The sequence below is a fragment of the Streptomyces glaucus genome (genome assembly GCF_039533365.1).
GTDB lineage: Bacteria > Actinomycetota > Actinomycetes > Streptomycetales > Streptomycetaceae > Streptomyces > Streptomyces glaucus.
The window spans coordinates 130066-150422 of record NZ_BAAATK010000010.1 but is presented as its reverse complement, the minus strand read 5'-3'; the positions used below and the strand labels follow the sequence as shown (position 1 = coordinate 150422).

Here is a 20357-nt window from a genome sequence, read left to right as displayed (position 1 = left end):
AAGACGGTAATTAGACCTCCGTAATTCAGGCCTCTGCGTTCACCCGTTAACCGGGTGTTCGCCGGGGCCTGAATCCGTACATCCGCAGATCGTTCACAAAGCAGCCGCATTCCACAACAAAACCGGCAATCCCCTCCGACGAGCAGGTTCTCCGTGATATCCACCGCTATTCGCGTCGCCCGGGTGGGCAGCGCGGCCGAGCTGGCCGCGGCGGTCCTCATGATGCTGGGCTTCCCCTGCCTCATGCTGGCCGCGCTCGTCCCGAGCGTTCCCGCCTTCGCGGCCGCGGCCGCCGTGACGTACCTGGCGGACCACTATCTGCACCGCAAGGGCAGCTACCTGATCAACCGCCTCAGCAAGGTGCGGGCCGGCCTGTCGATCCGCTTCCTGATCCGGCAGCTGCTGCTCATCCTGCTGCTGGCCCGCCTCTCCCTCGCGGACGACCTGATCTCCTACGGGGCGATCGCCTGCTTCATCGCCTTCTACGGCCTGCAGGCCCCGCACGGCGCGCTGGTCACCCTGATCCGCAACCGCCGCCGGATGCCGGTCGCCACCCGCAACGTCGACCTCAAGTCGCGCATCCGCATCCCCGACGCCCCGCCGCGCCGGCTGCTGCACCGCTCCGCCGAGAAGATGCTGCACCTCGACCTCGCGGCGGTCGCCGGCGTCCTGGTCTCCGCGGCCACCGGCTCGGCCGTCGCCGGCTTCGCCGGCATCGGCGTCACGCTGGTCCTCGGCGGGCTGTACGTGCTGGCGCTGACGCCGTACGTGCGCGGCCGCAGGATCCCGCCGAGGGCCGAGACGGTCCTGGCCGCCGTCGACGACTGGCTGCGCGAGTACCGGCCGGAGACGGTGCTGTACTTCTCCGGCTCCAAGGACTCCGCCTACCAGGTCAACATGTGGCTGGAGACCATGGAGCAGCTGGACACCCGGCCGCTGATCATCCTGCGCGAGCGGGTCATCCTGAACAACCTGGCGCCCACCACGGTCCCCGTCATCTGCGTGCCCGGAGGGGTGCACCTGATGAACATGGACCTGTCCACGGTGCGCGTCGCGCTGTACGCGGCGAACGTCGGCAAGAACATCCACCTGCTGCGCGTGCCCACCATGAAGCACGTCTTCATCGGCCACGGCGACAGCGACAAGCTCGCCAGCGTCAACCCGTTCAGCAAGGTCTACGACGAGGTGTGGACCGCCGGCCGCGCGGGCCGCGACCGCTACGCCATCGCCGACGTCGGCGTGCGCGACGACGACATCGTCGAGGTCGGCCGCCCGCAGCTGGCGCCGATCCGGACCTGGCAGGGCGTGCCCGAAGGCCGCATCCCGACGGTCCTGTACGCCCCCACCTGGGAGGGCTGGGACGACAACCCCGGCAACACCTCGATCCTGCTGGCCGGCGAGAACATCGTCCGCCGCCTGGTGACGGCCGACCCGCCGGTGCGCGTCCTGTACAAGCCGCACCCCTTCACCGGCACCCGCAGCCCCCAGGCCAAGGCCGCCCACCAGCGGATCACCGCCCTGGTGGAGAAGGCCGCCGCCGAGCGCGCCGCCGACCCCCGCTTCACCGCCGACGCCGCCGCCCAGGCCGCGGCCAGGGCGGAGCTCACCCGCATCGAGGCGCGGATCGCCGAACTGGTCGGCGTGGGCGACAAGGGCCGCGACGAGGCCGAGCTCACCCGCGACGGCATCGTCGACGTCCGGCGGCACGAGGAGATCGCCCGGCTGCGCGCCGAGTGGAACACCGCGTACTGGCGCTCCTTCCCCAGCTGGGAGCACCGCGTCATCACCGGCGCCGAGCCGCGGCTGTACGACTGCTTCAACGTCTCCGACGCGATGGTCTCCGACATCTCCAGCGTGGTCTCCGACTTCATCGCGAGCGGCAAGCCCTACGCGGTCACGGACTCCGCGGAGCTGGGCGAGGAGGAGTTCAAGCGGCAGAACACGGCGGTGCGCGCCGCGGTGATCCTCACCAACAGCGCGGCCGAACTGGGCGGACTGCTCGCCGCGGTCCGCGACCCCGCCGCCGACCCGCTGGCCGGGGACCGCAAGGAGCTGAAGCGCTACCTGCTCGGCCCGGACGAGCCGAAGTCCATCGACCAGTTCAACACCGCGGTCGCGAACCTCGCGCTGAAGGCCGAGACCCGCAACCTCGGCCAGCAGTCCCGGATCACGGCCGGCGGCCCGGACGTCGAGCTGGCGGACGCGCTGCCCGGGCAGCGGACGTCGGGGATCGGCGACGCGGACGGAGTCGCCGCGGGCTGAACCGCCCGCACCGCCCAGGGCCCGGCCCCCGAGGATCACTCCCGGGGGCCGGGCCCTTTCCCGTGCCGGACCACGCCCCGTGTGAGGTGAATCACGGAATCGTGTGTTTGAGGCAACCTCTTCCTTCGATCATCTGTCTGAACGAATAGCGAACAAGGAGATACGGGGGGAATTCCCCGTGACGAGGGGGAAACGTGACCGTGACGCAGCCTGATGTCTCCGTGGTCATCGGGGCGTACGAGGCGATGCCGTACCTGGTCGAGTGCCTGGCGTCCGTCGAGGCGCAGACCATCGACCCGACGCGCATCGAGGTCATCGCGGTGGACGACGGATCGACCGACGGGACGGGGGAGTATCTGGAGGAGTTCGCCGCCCGCGCGCCCATGCCGGTCACGGTGGTCCGGCAGGAGAACTCCGGCGGCCCCAGCGGGCCGCGCAACGTCGGCCTGGACAAGGCGGCGGGACGCTACGTGTTCTTCCTCGACGCCGACGACCGGCTCGGCCCCGAGGCGCTGGAGCGGATGGTCGCCATGGCCGACCGGGCCGGCACGGACGTGGTCCTGGGCCGGGTCGAGGGCGTCAACCGCAGCGCGCCGAAGTCGATGTGGGGCAGGACGCTGGAGCGCACCGACGTCTTCTCCTCCAACATCAAGTTCACGCTCAGCGCGCAGAAGCTGTTCCGCCGCGAACTGCTCACCCGGCACGGCATGCGGTTCGACGAGTCGCTGTTCACCGGCGAGGACGCGCTGTTCACCATGGAGGCGTACCTGCGGGCGAACGGCGTCTCCGTGATCGCCGACCACACCTGCTACTACCTGGTGGGCCGCGACGACGGCAAGCACGTGACGAAGAGCGGGAGTTACACCCTGCGCTTCGACTCCGCGCGCGCCCTGATGGAGCTGATCGCCGAGCACGTCCCCGCCGGGGACCGGCGCGACCTGCTCATGGTGCGGCCCTTCGTCGTCACGCTGCTGCCGCAGTTCGGGCCCCGGTACCTCAAGGACGACGAGGCGGTCCGGCGGCACAAGCTCGAACTGGCGAAGCCGCTGATGGCCGCCTACTGGTCCGAGGGCGTCGCCCGCCGCCTGAAGGTGCACGAGCGGCTGCGGCTGCACCTGGTGGCCGAGCAGCGGGCCGACCTCCTGGAGGACGTCGTGGAGTTCGTCCGGGCCAAGAAGCAGGCCCCCGCCCTGCTGGAGAAGGGCGGCCGCCGCCTCTACCTCGTCTACCCCCACTTCCGCGACCGGTCGGCGGGCGTCCCCGACTCGGTCTACCTCGCCGGACCCCGCGAGGCCCGCGCCTTCCCGGGCTACCGCGAGACCCCGGTCGACTCCTTCCTGCGCCGCGCGGTCCGCAGGGCCCGCCGCGCACTGCCGTCCCGCGCCGGCACACCGGGAGGCCGGGCCGCGGCGGCGTGACGGCGGCGCCCGCGGACGCGGGCGGCCGGTCCCCGCCGGCGGCTCCGGCCGCCGCCTACCGGTGCTGCGGCGTGCCCGTCTCCTGGCGCTGGCCCGGGATCTCCGAGGCCGGCCGCCTCGCCGTCCGCGCCCGGTGCTCCCGGGCCGCCGCGCACAGGGCCCGCACGGCCTGCCCGAAGCGCTGCTGGGACGGCGGCTCGGCCGGTCCCAGCAGACGGCGCGCCAGCTCGGCCCGCGCCGCGGCGAGCCGGTCCCGCTCCGGGTGCCGGACCGTCTCCAGCAGCCGGGCCACCCCGGCCGCGTCCGGGGTCAGCACGGTCGCCGCCGCCACCGTCGGGAAGGTCTCGCGGAACACCTCCTCCGCCAGGCCGCTGGTGTTGGCCACCGCGTACGGCTTCCCGCTCGCCAGGAAGTCGCTGATCACGCTGGAGACGTCGCTGATCAGCAGGTCGGCCTGGTTGAAGCAGGAGTACAGCGCGGGCCGGGCGTCCGTGACGATCTGGTGCTCGCCCGCCGGCAGCGAGGCCCAGTACGCCTCCTCCCAGGCGGCCGTCGCCCGCGCCACCGCCTCGGCCCGCCCCGGCTCCGGCGCCGACTGCAGCAGCATCCGCTCCGCCTGGTCGGCGCCGGCCCGGAAGACGGCCGTGGTGAGCCGGTCCAGCTCCGCCGTGCGCCGGGCCAGTTCCCCGCCGTCGTCCGGCCGGGTCCCCGCCCGCTCCCGGTTCGCCGCCCGGATCAGCTCCCGGACGCGCAGATCGGCCGCCCCGGCCCGCGGGTCCACCGACCCGGTCAGCGGATGCGGCTTGTACAGCAGCCGTACGCCCGGGTCGGCGAGCAGCGCCCGGACCAGGTTCTCGCCGGCCGCGATCAGCGAGGTGTTGCCGGGGTTGCCGTCCCAGCCCTCCCAGGTCGGCGCGTACAGCACCGTGGTGTACGGGCCGGCCGGCGGGCCCGCGTACGGCCGCACGGCGTCCAGCTGCGGCCGGCCGATCTCCACCACGTCCTTGTCCTCGACGCCCACCTCGGCCAGCGCGTACCGCTCGCGCGCCGCCGGACCGGCCACCCACACCTGGTCGTAGGCCTTCGCGTACGGGTTGCAGGAGGACAGCTTGTCGCTCTCGCCGTGGTTGACGAAGGCGTGCTTGATCGTGGGGATGCGCAGCACCTGCGAGGTCTTGCCGGAGTTCGACGGGTGGATGAGGACCTGGAGCGTGGAGTGCTCCAGCCGCATCAGGGTGGACACCTTCGGCAGGCAGACGACCGGGATGTCGGTCGCGGCGATCCGCTGCACCATGAAGCGCTCCCGCAGGACGACGACCGGCCGGGCGTCCAGCCCGGCGAGCGGCTCCAGCCACATGTTCGCCTGGTACGCGGAGGAGGTCCCGCCGGAGAAGTACAGGCCCACGGTCGGCCGGTACTCGGCCAGCCACGCGTCGAACCAGTCGAGGACCTCGCGCTCCCCCGCCGGGCGGCGGCCCGGCAGCAGGCGCAGCAGCAGCGCGCCCAGGCCGGTCAGCGCGAGGAGGAGGGAGAGGGCGAGGCCCAGGGCGCCGTACCGCGGCGCCCCGGTCGCCGCCGTGGCCAGCAGCCCGGCCGTCGCGGGCAGGCCGAACACCAGCAGCCGGTGCCCGGGGCGGCGCAGCAGGACGGGCGGGGCGGGGGACAGGCGCAGCGCCGAGGCGTCGATGTTCCGGGTCACCACCGGCAGGGTGCGGGTGCGGCGGACCAGGACCCAGACCGCCTGGATCGCGCAGTGCAGCGCGTAGCAGGCGAGCAGCGCGGCGACCAGCGGCGCGTACGCCCGCTCCCGGTCGTGTTCGCCGAGCCGCAGCAGGCCGATGACGAGCAGCAGGTCGCGCAGCACGTGCCGGACCGTGATGTCGGCGTGCGCCTTGGCGAACAGCGCCAGCACGCCGCGCTGCCACCGGTGCAGCACGCCCTCGGCGGCCAGGGAGCAGGCGGTCGCGGCCAGCAGCAGCGGCAGGTGCGGGACGAGCGCCCCCACGGCCTGCCCGGCGCAGGCGGCCGCCGGCACCGCCAGGGCGAGCGCCCGCCCGAGGTCCCGCCCGAGGTCCCGCCCGCGGAACGGCCGCGGACCGGGCGCCTTCGCCGGGACGTCGGGCGAGGGACGCGGGGCGCACCGCCCCGGCGCGGCCGGCGGCGCGGTGCGGCCCGCCGCGGGCGGTTCGCCGACGGGAGCCGGTACGGGCTGGCGGCGGCGCCTCGCCGGGAAGCGCCGGTGGGGGAGGGGTACGGGCACTGCGGTCGCTCCAGGGTTGTCGCAGAACAGGCGCCCGGGTTAACGCCCGGCGACCTCCGGACGACACGCGCGTGTCCCGGAACCCTGGAGCGACCGGACCGTGCCACCGGAGGCAGCCCGCCGCCGGCGGGCCCCTTCGCGCCGAAGTCCGCTATCCCCGTTTCGCCCGCAGCGCCCGCCGCAGCGGCCGCCCCACCGCCCGCCTGGCCCGGCGGTACACCGAGACCGGTCCGGGCGCGCTCGCCCTGTCGGCGGTCCTGGCCCGCGCCAGCTCCCGCTTCAGCTTGGCGTTGTCCGCGGAGAGCTGGGTGATCTGGCTGTGCAGCCAGCCGAAGCGCGCGCCGAGCGAGGCGGGGTCGTTGTCGATCCAGGGGCGGATGCCCGGCGGGAAGGACAGCGACCGCATGCGCTTGTCGAAGGCCGCGCCCCCGTCGCCGTGCGTGAAGGTGTTCTCCAGCCCGTTCTTGTCCAGGAAGGCCGTGAACCGCTCGAACCGCTCCTGGTGGTTGCCCGTCAGCGCGCCGAAGTCGGCCTCCTCGTACAGCCGCGCCGGGTCGACGTCCTCGGGCAGCCCGTCGATCCGCCGGTGCGGGATCTCGAAGTACCGGCACAGCTCCAGCGTCCGCGAGTCCCCGCACAGCACGGTCGCGGGCGTGCCCGCCAGCAGCGCCGCGATGTTGCCGTGGATGCGGGAGCCGAAGGAGAAGTCGAAGTCGCGCAGGTCGTCGATCCAGGTGATCGGGTCGATGTAGACGCGGACCTTGTCCTCCCGGTACATCGGGTGGTCCGGGTGCGTCGGCATCGCCGTGACGCGACCGTTGGGGTCGGACAGGTCGCGCCAGTGCAGCTGCCGGGCGTCGCTGAGGTTCTGGCCGATGAAGCGCAGGTTCGGGTAGCGCTCGTGGGTGCGTGCGATCACCCGGTCCAGGCCCTGCTTCTGCACCGCGTTGTGCGAGCCGTTGATCGCGATCCGCGCGTTCGCGGTCAGCTCCGGCAGCCGCTTGTGCACGGCCAGTTCCCTGCCGTACAGGAACAGCGACGGACAGCCGATGATCTCGACGTCCCGGAAGCCCATGTCCTTCAGGTACTTCTCGGTGAACTCGCCCCGCACCCCGATCGACGCGCTGCGGTCCAGCACCGCCGAGACGAAGGCGCGCACGGTGGGCTCGATCGGCTTCAGCCGCGCCGGGTCGTAGTTCAGCCCGGTCTGCGCGCCGGTCCCCAGCACGATCACCGGGATCCGCAGCTTGCCGATGAGCTGGGTCAGCCGCTTCAGCTGCGGCTCGAACGACGGCCGGAACGCGTTGGCGAGCGGCACGACGAAGGCGTCGTACTCCTCGTTGATCCGGCCCGCCGCGGCCACGTTCGTCCGGATCCCGTTCGAGACGACCTCGGTGCCCGGTGTCTCCAGGATCTTGTGAGCGGCGTCACTGAAGATCAGGTTGCCGGAGTTGGTGGCGATGACGTCCCGGTGGAGGGCCTGCTCCACGGGCACGACGTCGTAAGGGCTCTTCCCCGACCGGAGGAGGACGCGCTTCGGAGACCGCGCGCGGCGAACGTGATGATCTTTGGGTGGCACGGTATTCAACATAAGTTTGTGCGGACTTTGATTTCTATAAGCAACCAGTACAACCTTTTTGCCGTACGCGAAGCGTGAACGGACGATGACGGTCCGGGTGTCCGGGGACTGGACCGACGCGCGGCCCACGGTCCCCCTCGCGTAGATTGCGGACGGGGCGACGCATACGGACATGAGGGGAAAGAGCACAGGTGGCAGGGGCACGGCAGGCCGTGAACGAGGCGCGCAGGATCGTCGTCAAGGTCGGCTCCTCGTCGCTGACCACCGCGTCGGGCGGCCTGGACGCCGACCGCGTGGACGCGCTCGTCGACGTCCTCGCCAAGGTCCGCGGCGGCGGGGAGAAGGAGATCGTCCTGGTCTCCTCCGGCGCGATCGCCGCGGGGCTCGCCCCGCTCGGCCTGCGCCGCCGCCCCCGGGACCTGGCCCGCCAGCAGGCCGCCGCCAGCGTCGGCCAGGGCCTGCTCGTCGCCCGCTACACCGCCTCCTTCGCCCGCTACGGCGTCCGCGTCGGCCAGGTGCTGCTCACCTCCGACGACATGAGCCGCCGCGCCCACCACCGCAACGCCTCGCGCACCCTCGACAAGCTGCTCGCGATGGGAGCCCTCCCGGTCGTCAACGAGAACGACACCGTCGCCACCGACGAGATCCGCTTCGGCGACAACGACCGGCTCGCCGCCCTCGTCGCCCACCTCGTCCACGCCGACCTGCTGGTGCTGCTGTCCGACGTGGACGGCGTGTACGACGGCGACCCCGGCAGGCCGGGCACGTCCCGGATCGCCCAGGTGCGAGGGCCCGCGGACCTCGCCGGCGTGGAGATCGGCAGCGCCGGCAAGGCCGGCGTCGGCACCGGCGGCATGGTCACCAAGGTCGAGGCGGCCCGCATCGCGGCCGCCGCCGGCATCCCCGTGGTGCTGACCAGCGCGGTCCACGCCGCCGACGCCCTGACCGGCAAGGACACCGGCACCTACTTCCACCCCACCGGCAAGCGGTCCGCCGACCGGCTGCTGTGGCTCCAGCACGCGTCCACCCCGCAGGGGTCGCTGACCCTGGACGACGGCGCCGTACGGGCGGTCGTGGAGCGCCGCAAGTCGCTGCTGCCGGCCGGGATCGCCGCCGTGCAGGGCGACTTCGCCGCCGGGGACCCGGTCGAGCTGCGGGACGGACGGGGGCGCGCGGTGGCCCGCGGGCTCGTCGGCTTCGACGCCAAGGAGATCCCCCGGCTGATCGGCCGCTCGACCCGGGAGCTGGCCCGCGAGCTGGGCCCCGCGTACGAACGCGAGGTCGTACACAGGGACGACCTGGTGATCCTGCACCCGTAATGGACCGAAACGTCCCCGCACCGGTGGTGGACGTTCCGCAAAACCGCCCCGCGACTGCGCGCGGCCTGCTCAACTTTGTCACAGGGACACGATCCGACCGACCCCTTGGGTCGGCCTGTGCGTAAAGGAGGCCGTCGTGAGACGAGTGCACCCTGGGGCGCCAGCGTCCCGCGGTGGTACCGGCTTCCGCGCGGCCGGCGAGGAGCGCGCGCTGACGAGCGTCGCGGCCGGGAACCGGTTCGAGCGCGGTGACGGCGCCGAGGCGGACGGCGCCGAGGACCGGCGGCCCGGCGGCTCCGCGGACACCCCGCGCCTGTGGCACGTCACGCTCAGCGTCTCCGGCCGCAGGGCCCCGCTCGCGGAGGTCCGGCGGGCCCTGGAACAGCTCGCGCACGACCATCCCTTCCTGCTGACCAGCAGGTACGCGGGCGACCACGCGGAGATCCGCTACTGGGAGGAGGCCCGCGACCTGCACGACGCCGCCGCCGTCGCCCTGCGCCTGTGGGGCGAGCACCGCCGGACCGCGGGACTGCCGCCCTGGGAGATCGTCGGCCTGGAGGTCGTCGACCGCGCGACCTACCACCAGCGCGTCGCCGAGGGGTGCTGCCCCTCGCCGGCGACACCCGTGGGCGTCCACCCCTTTTGAGGGGGTCCGGGGCTTCGGTGGTGCCCGGTCCCGATACGGGCGGCCCGTCCGGGTGTGCGGCGGCTCCGCGGCGCTCGTCTCGGGGTGTGGGACGACCGCTGGACGCGCTTCTCCGGCGCACTACCCTTCCCTCATGACCACGCTCCTGCCGCACGACTCCATGTCCCCGGTCACCCGTGCCGCCTACCGTGCCAAGGCCGCCGCGGCCTCCCTCGCGCCGCTGTCCCGGGCGCAGAAGGACGACGCGCTGCTCGCCGTCGCGGACGCCCTGGAGGTACGGACGAGCGAGATCGTCGAGGCCAACGCCGAGGACGTCGCCAAGGCCCGCGAGGCCGGCACCGGCGAGGCCGTCGTCGACCGGCTGACGCTCACCCCGGAGCGGGTGCGCGCCATCGCCTCCGACGTCCGGGACGTCGTCGCGCTGCCCGACCCGGTCGGCGAGGTGGTCCGCGGCTCCACCCTCCCCAACGGCATCGACCTGCGCCAGGTCCGCGTCCCGCTCGGCGTCGTCGGCATCGTCTACGAGGGCCGCCCGAACGTCACCGTCGACGCCGCCGCCCTGTGCCTGAAGTCCGGCAACGCGGTGCTGCTGCGCGGCTCGTCCTCGGCGTACCGGTCGAACACCGCGCTCGTACGGGTGGTGCGGGACGCCGTCGGCGGTGCCGGGCTGCCCGCCGACGCGGTCCAGCTCGTCCCCGGGGAGAGCCGCGACAGCGTGCGCGAGCTGATGCGCGCCCGCGGCCTGGTCGACGTGCTGATCCCGCGCGGCGGCGCCTCGCTGATCAACACGGTCGTCCAGGAGTCCACGGTCCCGGTCATCGAGACCGGCACCGGCAACTGCCACGTCTACGTCGACGCCGACGCCGACCTCGACATGGCGGTCGACATCCTGATCAACTCCAAGGCGCAGCGGGTGAGCGTCTGCAACGCCGCCGAGACGCTCCTCGTCCACCAGGACATCGCCCCGGAGTTCCTGCCCCGCGCCCTGGACGCCCTCGCCGACGCCGGGGTTACCGTGCACGCCGACGAGCGGGTGATGGCGTACGCCAAGGACTCCAGGGCGACCGTCGTGGCGGCGGTGCCGGAGGACTGGGAGACCGAGTACCTGTCGTACGACATCGCCGCCGCGGTCGTCGACTCGCTCGACAAGGCCGTGGAGCACATCCGGCTGTGGACCTCCGGCCACACCGAGGCCATCGTGACCCGCTCGCAGCAGGCCGCCCGCCGCTTCACCCAGCTGGTCGACTCCACCACGGTCGCCGTGAACGCCTCCACCCGCTTCACCGACGGCGGCCAGTTCGGCTTCGGCGCCGAGATCGGCATCTCCACGCAGAAACTGCACGCCCGGGGGCCGATGGGCCTGCCGGAACTGACCAGCACGAAGTACATCGTCACCGGGGACGGGCACGTACGGCGCTGAGACGGCCGGGACGGCGGCCGCGGGGACGGGCCGGGGGCGTGGCGGGCCGCGGGAAAACCGTCTCATCAGGCGGATGAATTTCCATACCGTCTGCCCAAAATGACCCCCCAGGTCTACTCTGGATCCGTGCCGGAGGACGTGGGGGGCACGCCGTTCCCTGACGGTTGGATGCCCGACGACGACCACGACCGCGGGGTGTCGGACGAAGAGTTCGCCTCCGTGGTCTTCGACGAGGCCTTCGTACGCGCGGCCGCGGTCCACGAGCCGACCGCCGTCGAACGCCTCCTGGCCGCGGCCCAGGCCAGAGCCGAGGCAGCCGAGGCGGAGGCCCGCCGGACGCACGGCAGAGGCGAGCGGTACGACGACGGGTGCGGCGCTTTCGGCCGTGACCCCGACGACGACCTGGACGACCCCGACCTCCTCGACGACCACCGCGGCGCCCCGGGCCCGTACGGCAGGCCGGTCCGCTGGCACCGCCCCGTCGCCTGGATGCTGGCGCTCGTGATGGGCATCGGCATGGTCGCGCTGGCCTTCGCGGCCGTCTACCGCGGCGCCTCCTCGGGCAACAGCCGGGACCAGGTCCCGGCGCCCGCCTCGACCGGCCTGGAGCAGGGCACCGGGGCGGCCCCCTCGGCCTCCGCCGACTACTCCCAGCCGGCCGTCTCCGTCATCCCCCGCAGCCCCTGACCGGAACCGCCGCGCCGGCCCGCGAACCCGGTGGGGCCCGTCGGAACTTGGCGTGCACCAGGGCGTTTACCGGAGCCGCCGGGGACCTACTCTGAAGACATGGGAGGGCCTGGAGACCCGCCCGAGGGGACACCCGAGGGCGCCCCCTCAGGTGGAGAGGACGAGTACCGATCCGTCGTCTTCGACGAGTCGTTCGTCCGCGCTGCCCGCCTCCAGGAGTACTCCGCCCAGGAGCGCATGGCCGACCACGCTCCCGCCGTGCGCCGCCGTCCGCCCCTGCGCCGGGGGCTGTCCCGGCAGGCGCTGGTCCTGTTCCTGCTGATCGCCCTCGCCTTCGTCACCGCGATCTACATGGGCGTACGCAACCCCTACCAGAGCCCCGCCGCCCGGGAACCCGTCGGACCCCTGCGGATGACGGTCGTCCCGCTCGCCCCCCGGGACACGGTCCCCGGCGCCGCCGATGCCGAGTACCTGTACGCGCACAGCCCCGCCGCGCGGTTCCGCGTCGGCGCCGAGGGCGTACCGCTGCCCGCCGCGCGGCGCACCGCGCACTTCTCGGGCGATCAGGTGCTCACCGCGCTGACCACCGCCAAGGACTACATCGTCCGGTCCGCGCTCGATCCGGAGGTGCTCACCGGCGGCGAGGTCCGCTCCGTCCGGGTCCTCCTCGACCCCGACCAGCTCGACCAGTTCGACCGGAGCTTCGAGCGTCCCGCCGCCGACGGGCGGCACGCACCCACCGGGTGGCTGGTCCGCTTCGATCCCTCCCGCGCCGAACTGGCCGACGGCGAGATCCGCGCCGACGGCACGCTGCGGGTCGCCGAGAGCGACTCGTCCACCCTCGAGGTCACCGCCGACCACACCTTCGTGTACGCGCTCCGGCCCGCCGGCGACGACGAGGCGGAGTCGTCGCTGTTCACCGTCCGGCGCGAGCTGCACTTCCGCTTCGACCGCACCGACCTGCGCCTGCACCAGGCCCAGCTCGTCCTCTCCCACGTCCGGGCCGGGCCGCTCTCCTGCGCCGAGGACTCCGCGAACCACCTGCGGCCCCTGCTCGCGCACCAGACCGCCGAGGCGGGCGGCCCCGCCGGCACCGACCCCTATGCCGCGGACGGCGTCACGGCCCTGTGCGGCGCCCTGGCCCCGAACGCCCAGCCGAGGGTGTGAGCCGGCGCCGGAGCGCCGGCCGGCGCCGGGGCGTGCGGTCCGGGCCGAGGTCCGTGCCGGGGCCGAAGGAGCGCGAGCCCGTCGGCCGCTCGGGCCCTGCGGCCCGGGGAGACGGGCGCACGGGTGCGGTCAGGCGCCGTCCCCCGTCGGCCGGCCGCCCGGCGTGTCCGGACCCTCCGGCCCGTCCGACGCGTCCGGCCCGTTCGGCGCGTCCGGCCCGTCCGGCGGCTCGGGAGCCGGGTCCGAGCCCGGGCCCGCACCCGTGGAGCCGCCGAAACCGCCGAAACCGCCGAAGCCGCGCCGTACCCGGTCCCCGAGGTCCCCGGCCCCGCCGGCCAGGTCGCTGACCAGCTTCATCAGCGGGTCCTTGGAGTTCCTGACGTGGGTGGTGTAGCTGTTCGCCGACTCCCGGAAGGCGTCCCTGACCGAGGTGTCCTTGTCCTCCGCGCGCCGCGCGTAGTGACCGTCCATGATCCGCTGGTGGTCGCGGGAGGCGGCCCATCTGCTCAGCTCCGCCGCCCGCACGGTGGTGAACGGGTGCGAGCGCGGCAGCACGTTGAGGATCTTCAGCACGGAGTCGCGCAGGTCGCCCCCGGCCTCGTACTCCTCGGCCTGCGCCAGGAACGCGTCCACGTTCATCTCGTGCAGGTGGTCCCCGCCCGCGATCTTCATCAGCGCGCGCAGGGAGGCCTGCAGGTCCTGGCCGACCAGCAGGCCCGCGCGGTCCGCGGACAGCTCCGACTTGCGGAACCACTCGCGCAGCGCCGTCACGACGGCCATGACGGCGAGGTTGCCGAGGGGGATCCAGGCGACCCGGACGGCGAGGCTGGTCAGGAACAGCAGGATCGTCCGGTAGACCGCGTGCCCGGACAGCGCGTGCCCCACCTCGTGCCCGACGACCGCCCGCATCTCGTCCTCGTCGAGCAGTTCGACGAGGCCCGTGGTCACCACGATGATCGGCTCGTCCAGGCCGATGCACATCGCGTTCGGCTGCGGGTCCTGGCTGACGTACATCGGGGGGACCTTCTCCAGGTCCAGGATGTAGCAGGCGTCCCGGAGCATGTCGTTCAGGTGGGCGAACTGCTGGTCCGAGACGCGCACCGAGTCGGACAGGAACAGCAGCCGCAGACTGCGCTCGGGCAGCAGACCGCTCAGGGCCTTGAACACCGTGTCGAAGCCGCTCAGCCTGCGCAGCGCCACCAGGGCGGAGCGGTCGGCCGGATGCTCGTAGGCACGCGAGGAGATCCCGGGGAAGCGCCTGCGCCGCCTGCCCGGCGCGTGCCCCCGCCCGGTGTGCTCGTGGCCGTCGGACATGTCTTCCCCCAGGTGCGTGAGTGATCCTCTGCGGTTTCCCGTGCGGCCCTTCGCACCCCCGGAGCGGAGCCCGGGCCCGGGCGGGGATACGGTGGACGGGCAGTACACCGAAGGAGACCGCGCCATGGAGCACCATCCCCCCGCCGCCTGGCTCGCCGAGGCGGCGAGCGCCGCCGGACAGCAAGGGCCGGGGAACCTGCTCCGGGTCGTCCTGATCGTGATGGTGCTGGGCTGCGTGCTCACCGCGTGGTTCCTGCTGCGGGGCTACAGCCGGAAGGACGACTGACGCGACCGGAAAGTTCCCCGGCGGCCGGGATCCCGGCCACCGGACGACCGGAGCGCCCCGGGCGCCGGCCGGCCAACGGCGGAGTCGGCGTGATCGCCCGCGCGAGCCCCGCATACGATGAGCCGACGTCTTTATCCCGCCCACACGCGATAGGTCCTGCCGAAGATGAGCTTCCACAGCACCGCTGCCCAGCTGGTCACCCTCGCCGCCGAGGGCCAGGAGCACGGCGGCAACCACGAGAGCCTCAACCCCTACCTCACCGGCGGCGGCGCGCTCGTCGTCCTGCTGCTCATGCTGTGGATCACCACCCGCTTCAACCGCGACCGCTGAATCCCCCCGGGCACCCTTCCGGGGGCGCCCCGAGGGGAACTGGCGGCCGAAGCCCCCGGGCCGGGCCGGTAGGGTCTGCACGCATGGGAGAGCAGGACATGCCTACCGGTCCGGCGAACGACATGGCGAACGAAACGCCGAGCGACACACGGCACCACCCGGCGCCCGCCCGCGCCACCGGTCCGGGCAGGAGCCCCGCGACGCCGGGCAGGCGCCGCCTCGGCGTCATGGGCGGCACCTTCGACCCGATCCACCACGGGCACCTGGTGGCGGCCAGCGAGGTCGCCGCGCAGTTCCACCTCGACGAGGTGGTGTTCGTCCCGACCGGGCAGCCGTGGCAGAAGAGCCACCGCGACGTCTCCCCGGCCGAGGACCGCTACCTGATGACGGTGATCGCGACCGCCGAGAACCCGCAGTTCTCGGTGAGCCGCATCGACATCGACCGCGGCGGCCCCACCTACACCGTGGACACCCTGCGCGACCTGCGCGCCCTCAACCCGGACACGGACCTGTTCTTCATCACCGGCGCCGACGCCCTCGCCCAGATCCTCACCTGGCGCGACTCGGAGGAACTGTTCTCCCTCGCGCACTTCATCGGCGTGACCCGTCCCGGGCACCACCTGACCGACGCCGGCCTGCCGGAGGGCGGCGTCTCCCTGGTCGAGGTCCCCGCGCTGGCCATCTCCTCCACGGACTGCCGTGCGAGAGTCGCCAAGGGCGAACCCGTCTGGTACCTGGTGCCGGACGGAGTCGTGCGCTACATCGACAAGCGCGAGCTGTACCGCGGCGAGTGAGCCGAGAGGGGCACCGGTGAACGACCGATACGACGCGGGGTACGGGGGCGACCAGTACGAACTCGTCGGCTACGACGAGTACGGCCGGCCGGTGTACCGGCAGGTCCCGGCACAGCAGCCCCCGACCCAGGCGTACGACCCGTACGCACAGCAGGTACAGCAGGGGCAGCAGGGATACGCGTACGACCCGTACACCACGGGCGTCCCGCAGCCCGCCCAGCCGTACGCTCCCTACGACACCACCGGCCAGGAACAGCCGTACGACCCGTCCTACGGCTCGTACGACCCCTACGCCCCGGGCGCCGCCGGCACGCACGCGGGCGGCGCGGCGGCGCCCCCGTACGACCCCTACGGAGAGACCGCGGCCGACGGCCCGCAGCCCCGGACCGCCGAGCGGACCGCCCACATCCCGCAGCAGGCCGGTCCGCCCGAGCAGCCGGGGAGCGCCGACCGGGCCGAGGCGGAGCACCCCACCGGGGCGGACTACCGCACCGAGCAGTTCGCCTTCGTCGAGGAGCCGGACGGCGACTCCGAGGACGTCATCGACTGGCTGAAGTTCACCGAGAACCGCACCGAGCGGCGCGAGGAGGCCCGGCGCCGCGCCCGCACCCGGCTCGTCTCCCTCGTCGTCGTCCTCGCCCTGGCCGCGGCCGGCGGCGTCGGCTACCTCTGGTACGCCGGGAAGCTGCCCGGCTCGTCCTCCGGCGCCCGGACGGGCACCGCGACCGCCGCGGGCGCCCAGAAACGCGACGTGATCGTCGTCCACCTGCACGACACCAAGCGGGGCGGCACCTCCACCGCGCTGCTCGTCGACAACACCACCACCAAGCGGGGCACCACCGTCCTGCTGCCCAATTCCCTCGCTCTGACCAGCGACGACGGCACCACCACCACACTCGCCGAGTCGGTCGAGGACGACGGCTCCGACGGCACCCGCGACGCGCTCGACTCGGTCCTCGGCACCGACATCCAGGGCACCTGGCGACTGGACACGCCCTACCTGCAGAACCTCGTCGACCTCGTCGGCAACATCGACATCGACACCGACGCCGACGTGCCCGACCCGGACGCCGGGAAGAAGGGCGAGGCGCCCCTGGTGAACAAGGGCGAGAACCAGACCCTCAGCGGCAAGATGGCCGTCGCCTACGCCACCTACCGCGCCCCCGGCGAGGCGCCGAACGCCCAGCTGGAGCGGTTCGGCCAGGTCATGCAGGGCGTGCTGCGCAAGATGACCTCCGACCCGGGCGCCGCGACGACCACCGTCCAGACGCTCGGGCAGATCCTCGACCCGTCACTGACCGACAAGGACCTCGGCACCTTCCTCGCCGGCCTCGCCGACCTCGCCAAGGGCGGCGACTACCGGACGGCCCTGCTGCCCGTCCAGGACGACGGCACGCTCAGCGCCGAGGCCGGCGACGGCATCGTCAAGGACGTCCTCGGCGGCACCGCCCACAGCCCCGACCAGGACGCGGCCGTCCGGGTCTCCGTGCGGAACGCCAGCGGTGTGAAGGACAACACCGAAAAGGCCCGCGTCGTGCTCCTCAACGGCGGCTACACCTTCCTGGAGGGCGGCACCGCCTCCGCCGCCCAGGCCACGTCCCGGGTCACCTACGCCGACGAGGCCGACAAGGAGAACGCCACCGAGGTCGCCAAGACCCTGGGCCTGCCCGCCGGCTCCGTCACCCAGGGCGAGATCTCCGCGAACGCGAACGTCGCGGTGGTCCTCGGCCAGGACTACGAGCCCTCGTCCTGACGGGCCCGCGCCGAGCGGCGCCCGGGCCGCGGCGTGGACCGCGTCACGCGCGCGTGACGCGGTCCACGCCGCGCGCCCCCGTAATCACCTGGGGCCTTCGCGGCGGTCGTGAGACCCTTGAAGACAAGTGACCTCCGACCGAAAGCCTTGTAGTGACCGCAACCGACCGCTCCCTCCAGCTGATCAACACCGCCGCCCAGGCGGCCGCCGACAAGCTCGCGCACGACGTCATCGCCTACGACGTCAGCGACGTGCTGTCGATCACGGACGCCTTCCTGCTGGCCTCCGCACCCAACGACCGCCAGGTCAAGGCGATCGTCGACGAGATCGAGGAACGGCTCCTGAAGGAACTCGGCGCCAAGCCGGTGCGCCGCGAGGGCGACCGGGAGGCCCGCTGGGTCCTGCTCGACTACGTCGACATCGTCGTCCACGTCCAGCACAGCGAGGAGCGGGTCTTCTACGCCCTGGAACGGCTGTGGAAGGACTGCCCCGAGATCGAGCTGCCCGCCGACGCCCGGGCGACCCGCGGCAAGGCCGAGGAGCACGCCAAGCTGCAGGCCGCCGAGGAGGCCGCGGACCTGGGCGGGGAGTGGCGGTGAGCGCCACCGGCGAGGTGACCCCCGGGAAGCGGGGCCGGGGCCGCCGCATCATCCTGTGGCGGCACGGCCAGACCTCCTGGAACGTCGAGCGCCGTTTCCAGGGCACCACGGACGTCCCGCTCACGGAGACCGGCGTCGCCCAGGCCCGCCGCGCCGCCCGGCTGCTCGCCGGCCTCCGGCCCGACGCCATCGTCGCCTCGGACCTGCAGCGGGCCGCGGACACGGCCGCCGAGCTCGCCGCGGTCACCGGCCTGGACGTCACCCTCGACGAGGGCCTGCGGGAGACCTACGCGGGCGTCTGGCAGGGGCTGACGCACGAGGAGATCATCGCCCGCCACGGCGAGGAGTACGCCACGTGGAAACGCGGCGAGCCGGTGCGCCGCGGCGGCGGCGAACTGGAGACCGAGGTCGCCGACCGCGCCGCCCCCGTGGTGCTCCGGCACGCCGAGAAGCTCCCCGAGGACGGCACCCTCGTCGTGGTCAGCCACGGCGGCACGATCCGCACCACCATCGGCCGCCTCCTCGGCCTGGAACCCCACAACTGGGAGAGCCTCGGCGGCCTCACCAACTGCTGCTGGTCCGTCCTCGGCGAGGGCGCCCGCGGCTGGCGTCTGCTGGAGCACAACGCCGGCACCCTGCCGGAGCCCGTGCTCGGCGACGACGACTGAGCGACGCGGCGGACCCGGACCCGGATTTCACTTTCCGGCAGGTCGCAGGCTAAAGTTCTTCTTGTTCGCCCCGCCGAGCGGGAAGAACACAAGGGGCTATAGCTCAGTTGGTAGAGCGCCTGCATGGCATGCAGGAGGTCAGGAGTTCAATTCTCCTTAGCTCCACTCAGGTCCACGGATCGGCACTTCGTCGAAGTGCCGGAGAGCGTGCGATCGTGGAGATTGTTCGATGATCCCGTCCCCCAGGGGGCGGGATTTTTCGTGACCGCGTCCATCGCCACGCCGGCCGTCGCGGCCGGCGGCCACGGCCCCTCCCGCCGCTCCCCGAGGAAGGCCGTGCGCCGCGCCGCCCCCTCGTCGTCCGGCGCGCACCGGCTCGCCCGGCGAGACGGTCCGGCCCGAGGGCGCGGCGGACGACGGCGGTCCGCTCGCCACCGTCACCCGGTTCGGCCGGCCGGCCGGCGTCGCGGTGTCCGGCACACTGTTCCGAACCGGCTCGAACCGGTCGGGGTCTTTCCGGCGTACACCTCCGCGGAGGCGTTGCCGGCGCGCACGTGCGCGCCGGCCGGTCCGGTCGCGGCCGGAGCCGTGTCCGGACCGGTACGGAGACGTCGCTGACCGTGTCGGTCCGGCCGTGGCAGAATCAAACGGCCGGAAGGGGGCGCGGCCCGACGGGAGGGAGTAGCGATGCCTGCGAGCATCCCACAGGAGGTCGATCACCTCCTCGACGCAGCGTTGGAACAGGACGCCTTCACCCGTCTCAGCTGCCCTTCCTGCGGTTCCGCCCATGTGGCCCAGGTCCTCGGCGACAACGGCGGGATCTCCTACGTGTGCACGGCCTGCGGCCACAACTGGAGCTGACCGATGGGTGCACACAGGCGGAAGTGCGACTGGTGCGGCAGCGGCACGCCGATCGTCCGCGACATGGAGCCGATCAATCCCGACTACCAGTACTGGTGCGAGGAGTGCGCGCGGGCGCTGATCATAAAGGGCGACCCCATCGAGACGTACCGCGAGCTGGAGGGCGAGCCGATCTACGGCCGGCTCCTCGAGGAGCACTGCACCCTCAAACGCTTCTACTCGTTCGTCACGGCCTGACCGGGACACCGCGAAACGACATCAAGGGCGAATCCGGACGGAACGGAAACGATTTGGTGTTGGACCCCGTGGACCGTGTAATGTTGGCGTCGCCGCCGGGGAAACCGGAAGGCAAGGTCGACAGGCGGTTCAACCGCCTGACCGCAAGGGGCTATAGCTCAGTTGGTAGAGCGCCTGCATGGCATGCAGGAGGTCAGGAGTTCAATTCTCCTTAGCTCCACAGAAATCGAAGGCGGGTCATCCGATCGGATGGCCCGCCTTCGACGTGTCCCGGGGCGTGCGCGTACGCCCCGGGACGGCGGGCCACCCGGGCAGGATGGTCCGTCACCGGGGAGCGCTCGGCGGCCCAGGGCGCGGCGGCCGCGGGCCCGTGACGCCCACGAAGAGCATGAGCAGGCCGGCCAGGGAACCGAGGCCGATCAGGCCCGCGCCGCCGGTGACGCCGAGCGAGAAGGGGACCGCCGCGGCGACCGGCTCGGTGCGGTCGAGCACGATCCTGGTGGTGATGTGCGGCAGCGGGAACGCGAGCGGGGCGGCCGCGGTCGTCCGGTGGACCGCCCGCCCGGGGATCCGCCGGCGCGCGGTGAGGGCGATCCGGTCCTGCGCGACCGGACCCCGGATCACCGGGCAGCTGAGCGAGACGAGGCAGAGCACGCCCGCCGGAAGCGCGTCGCCGGGCGCTCGGGGCCTGCGGTACCCTAGCGCCATGCGTGCCGTACGCCTTCTGCTTAGCGGGCCGCGCTGAACAGTCCCGACC

The 20357-nt window shown here is 73.0% G+C and carries 19 protein-coding genes and 2 tRNA genes; 17 read left to right on the top strand and 4 right to left on the bottom strand.

Features of this window, described 5'->3' with window-relative positions; translation table 11 throughout:
• The first annotated feature begins 153 nt into the window (after positions 1 to 153).
• Positions 154 to 2262: a hypothetical protein gene (locus ABD363_RS10705; protein WP_425577966.1), complete on the top strand. Its 2109-nt coding sequence runs from the start codon at positions 154 to 156 to the stop codon at positions 2260 to 2262.
• 194 nt (positions 2263 to 2456) lie between these two features.
• A complete protein-coding gene (locus tag ABD363_RS10700; RefSeq protein ID WP_344602059.1) occupies positions 2457 to 3680 on the top strand; it encodes a glycosyltransferase family 2 protein in 1224 nt (407 codons plus the stop codon).
• A gap of 55 nt (positions 3681 to 3735) precedes the next feature.
• Here ABD363_RS10700 and ABD363_RS10695 read toward each other — a convergent pair whose 3' ends face one another.
• Both ABD363_RS10695 and ABD363_RS10690 read right to left on the bottom strand, forming a co-directional pair.
• Positions 3736 to 5940 carry a hypothetical protein gene (locus ABD363_RS10695; RefSeq protein WP_425577965.1) on the bottom strand — a complete coding sequence of 735 codons (2205 nt, stop codon included), beginning with the start codon at positions 5938 to 5940 and terminating at the stop codon, positions 3736 to 3738.
• A 151-nt stretch (positions 5941 to 6091) separates the two neighbouring features.
• The gene (locus ABD363_RS10690) at positions 6092 to 7531 is read right to left on the bottom strand and encodes a polysaccharide pyruvyl transferase family protein (protein WP_344602057.1); all 1440 of its coding nucleotides are present in this window, start codon (positions 7529 to 7531) and stop codon (positions 6092 to 6094) included.
• A 200-nt stretch (positions 7532 to 7731) separates the two neighbouring features.
• Here ABD363_RS10690 and proB point away from each other — a divergent pair, with 200 nt between their 5' ends.
• The 5 genes from proB (at position 7732) to ABD363_RS10665 (ending at position 12758) form a co-directional block, all read left to right on the top strand.
• A complete protein-coding gene (proB, locus tag ABD363_RS10685) occupies positions 7732 to 8838 on the top strand; it encodes a glutamate 5-kinase (RefSeq protein WP_344602115.1) in 1107 nt (368 codons plus the stop codon).
• 145 nt (positions 8839 to 8983) lie between these two features.
• Complete coding sequence (locus ABD363_RS10680; RefSeq protein WP_425577968.1) at positions 8984 to 9484, top strand: hypothetical protein; 501 nt, start codon at positions 8984 to 8986, stop codon at positions 9482 to 9484.
• A gap of 133 nt (positions 9485 to 9617) precedes the next feature.
• Complete coding sequence (locus ABD363_RS10675) at positions 9618 to 10904, top strand: glutamate-5-semialdehyde dehydrogenase (RefSeq protein WP_344602053.1); 1287 nt, start codon at positions 9618 to 9620, stop codon at positions 10902 to 10904.
• Positions 10905 to 11030: 126 nt separating this feature from the next.
• A complete protein-coding gene (locus tag ABD363_RS10670) occupies positions 11031 to 11591 on the top strand; it encodes an SCO2584 family spore wall biosynthesis protein (protein ID WP_486388790.1) in 561 nt (186 codons plus the stop codon).
• A gap of 99 nt (positions 11592 to 11690) precedes the next feature.
• Positions 11691 to 12758 carry an SCO2583 family membrane protein gene (locus ABD363_RS10665; RefSeq protein WP_344602049.1) on the top strand — a complete coding sequence of 356 codons (1068 nt, stop codon included), beginning with the start codon at positions 11691 to 11693 and terminating at the stop codon, positions 12756 to 12758.
• Positions 12759 to 12887: 129 nt separating this feature from the next.
• On the opposite strand, the gene ABD363_RS10660 is transcribed toward ABD363_RS10665, so the two are convergent.
• Positions 12888 to 14072, bottom strand: coding sequence for a M48 family metallopeptidase (locus ABD363_RS10660; RefSeq protein WP_344602047.1), 1185 nt, complete (start codon positions 14070 to 14072; stop codon positions 12888 to 12890).
• A gap of 124 nt (positions 14073 to 14196) precedes the next feature.
• Here ABD363_RS10660 and ABD363_RS10655 point away from each other — a divergent pair, with 124 nt between their 5' ends.
• The 10 genes from ABD363_RS10655 to ABD363_RS10610 all read left to right on the top strand — a co-directional run bounded on the left by ABD363_RS10655 (position 14197) and on the right by ABD363_RS10610 (position 19820).
• Positions 14197 to 14358, top strand: coding sequence for a hypothetical protein (locus ABD363_RS10655; RefSeq protein WP_344602045.1), 162 nt, complete (start codon positions 14197 to 14199; stop codon positions 14356 to 14358).
• A gap of 165 nt (positions 14359 to 14523) precedes the next feature.
• Positions 14524 to 14688 carry a hypothetical protein gene (locus ABD363_RS10650; protein WP_344602043.1) on the top strand — a complete coding sequence of 55 codons (165 nt, stop codon included), beginning with the start codon at positions 14524 to 14526 and terminating at the stop codon, positions 14686 to 14688.
• An 83-nt stretch (positions 14689 to 14771) separates the two neighbouring features.
• Positions 14772 to 15482, top strand: coding sequence for a nicotinate-nucleotide adenylyltransferase (gene nadD, locus ABD363_RS10645; protein ID WP_344602041.1), 711 nt, complete (start codon positions 14772 to 14774; stop codon positions 15480 to 15482).
• 16 nt (positions 15483 to 15498) lie between these two features.
• The gene (locus ABD363_RS10640) at positions 15499 to 17235 is read left to right on the top strand and encodes an LCP family protein (RefSeq protein ID WP_344602039.1); all 1737 of its coding nucleotides are present in this window, start codon (positions 15499 to 15501) and stop codon (positions 17233 to 17235) included.
• A gap of 152 nt (positions 17236 to 17387) precedes the next feature.
• Entirely contained in the window at positions 17388 to 17834 is a 447-nt protein-coding gene (gene rsfS / locus ABD363_RS10635; RefSeq protein ID WP_344602037.1) for a ribosome silencing factor, read from the top strand.
• Positions 17831 to 18502, top strand: coding sequence for a histidine phosphatase family protein (locus ABD363_RS10630; protein WP_425577964.1), 672 nt, complete (start codon positions 17831 to 17833; stop codon positions 18500 to 18502). Before rsfS ends, ABD363_RS10630 begins: the two co-directional genes overlap by 4 nt.
• A 92-nt stretch (positions 18503 to 18594) precedes the next feature.
• Positions 18595 to 18667: transfer RNA gene (locus ABD363_RS10625), tRNA-Ala, on the top strand.
• A gap of 522 nt (positions 18668 to 19189) precedes the next feature.
• Positions 19190 to 19363 (top strand): hypothetical protein, encoded by a 174-nt coding sequence (locus ABD363_RS10620; protein WP_344602033.1) that lies wholly within the window; start codon positions 19190 to 19192, stop codon positions 19361 to 19363.
• A 3-nt stretch (positions 19364 to 19366) separates the two neighbouring features.
• Entirely contained in the window at positions 19367 to 19600 is a 234-nt protein-coding gene (locus ABD363_RS10615; protein ID WP_006136074.1) for a hypothetical protein, read from the top strand.
• Positions 19601 to 19747: 147 nt separating this feature from the next.
• Positions 19748 to 19820: transfer RNA gene (locus ABD363_RS10610), tRNA-Ala, on the top strand.
• Between the two features lie 104 nt (positions 19821 to 19924).
• Here ABD363_RS10610 and ABD363_RS10605 read toward each other — a convergent pair.
• Positions 19925 to 20308, bottom strand: coding sequence for a hypothetical protein (locus tag ABD363_RS10605; RefSeq protein ID WP_344602031.1), 384 nt, complete (start codon positions 20306 to 20308; stop codon positions 19925 to 19927).
• Positions 20309 to 20357: the final 49 nt, after the last annotated feature.

What these genes read in the sequence shown, in the direction of transcription:
- ABD363_RS10605 (WP_344602031.1), bottom strand. Translation starts at nt 20,308, where the DNA reads ATGGCGCTAGGGTACCGCAGGCCCCGAGCGCCCGGCGACGCGCTTCCG.
- nadD (WP_344602041.1), top strand. Translation starts at nt 14,772, where the DNA reads ATGGGAGAGCAGGACATGCCTACCGGTCCGGCGAACGACATGGCGAAC.
- ABD363_RS10675 (WP_344602053.1), top strand. Translation starts at nt 9,618, where the DNA reads ATGACCACGCTCCTGCCGCACGACTCCATGTCCCCGGTCACCCGTGCC.
- ABD363_RS10665 (WP_344602049.1), top strand. Translation starts at nt 11,691, where the DNA reads ATGGGAGGGCCTGGAGACCCGCCCGAGGGGACACCCGAGGGCGCCCCC.
- ABD363_RS10620 (WP_344602033.1), top strand. Translation starts at nt 19,190, where the DNA reads ATGCCTGCGAGCATCCCACAGGAGGTCGATCACCTCCTCGACGCAGCG.
- ABD363_RS10615 (WP_006136074.1), top strand. Translation starts at nt 19,367, where the DNA reads ATGGGTGCACACAGGCGGAAGTGCGACTGGTGCGGCAGCGGCACGCCG.
- ABD363_RS10690 (WP_344602057.1), bottom strand. Translation starts at nt 7,531, where the DNA reads ATGTTGAATACCGTGCCACCCAAAGATCATCACGTTCGCCGCGCGCGG.
- ABD363_RS10650 (WP_344602043.1), top strand. Translation starts at nt 14,524, where the DNA reads ATGAGCTTCCACAGCACCGCTGCCCAGCTGGTCACCCTCGCCGCCGAG.
- ABD363_RS10660 (WP_344602047.1), bottom strand. Translation starts at nt 14,072, where the DNA reads ATGTCCGACGGCCACGAGCACACCGGGCGGGGGCACGCGCCGGGCAGG.
- ABD363_RS10655 (WP_344602045.1), top strand. Translation starts at nt 14,197, where the DNA reads ATGGAGCACCATCCCCCCGCCGCCTGGCTCGCCGAGGCGGCGAGCGCC.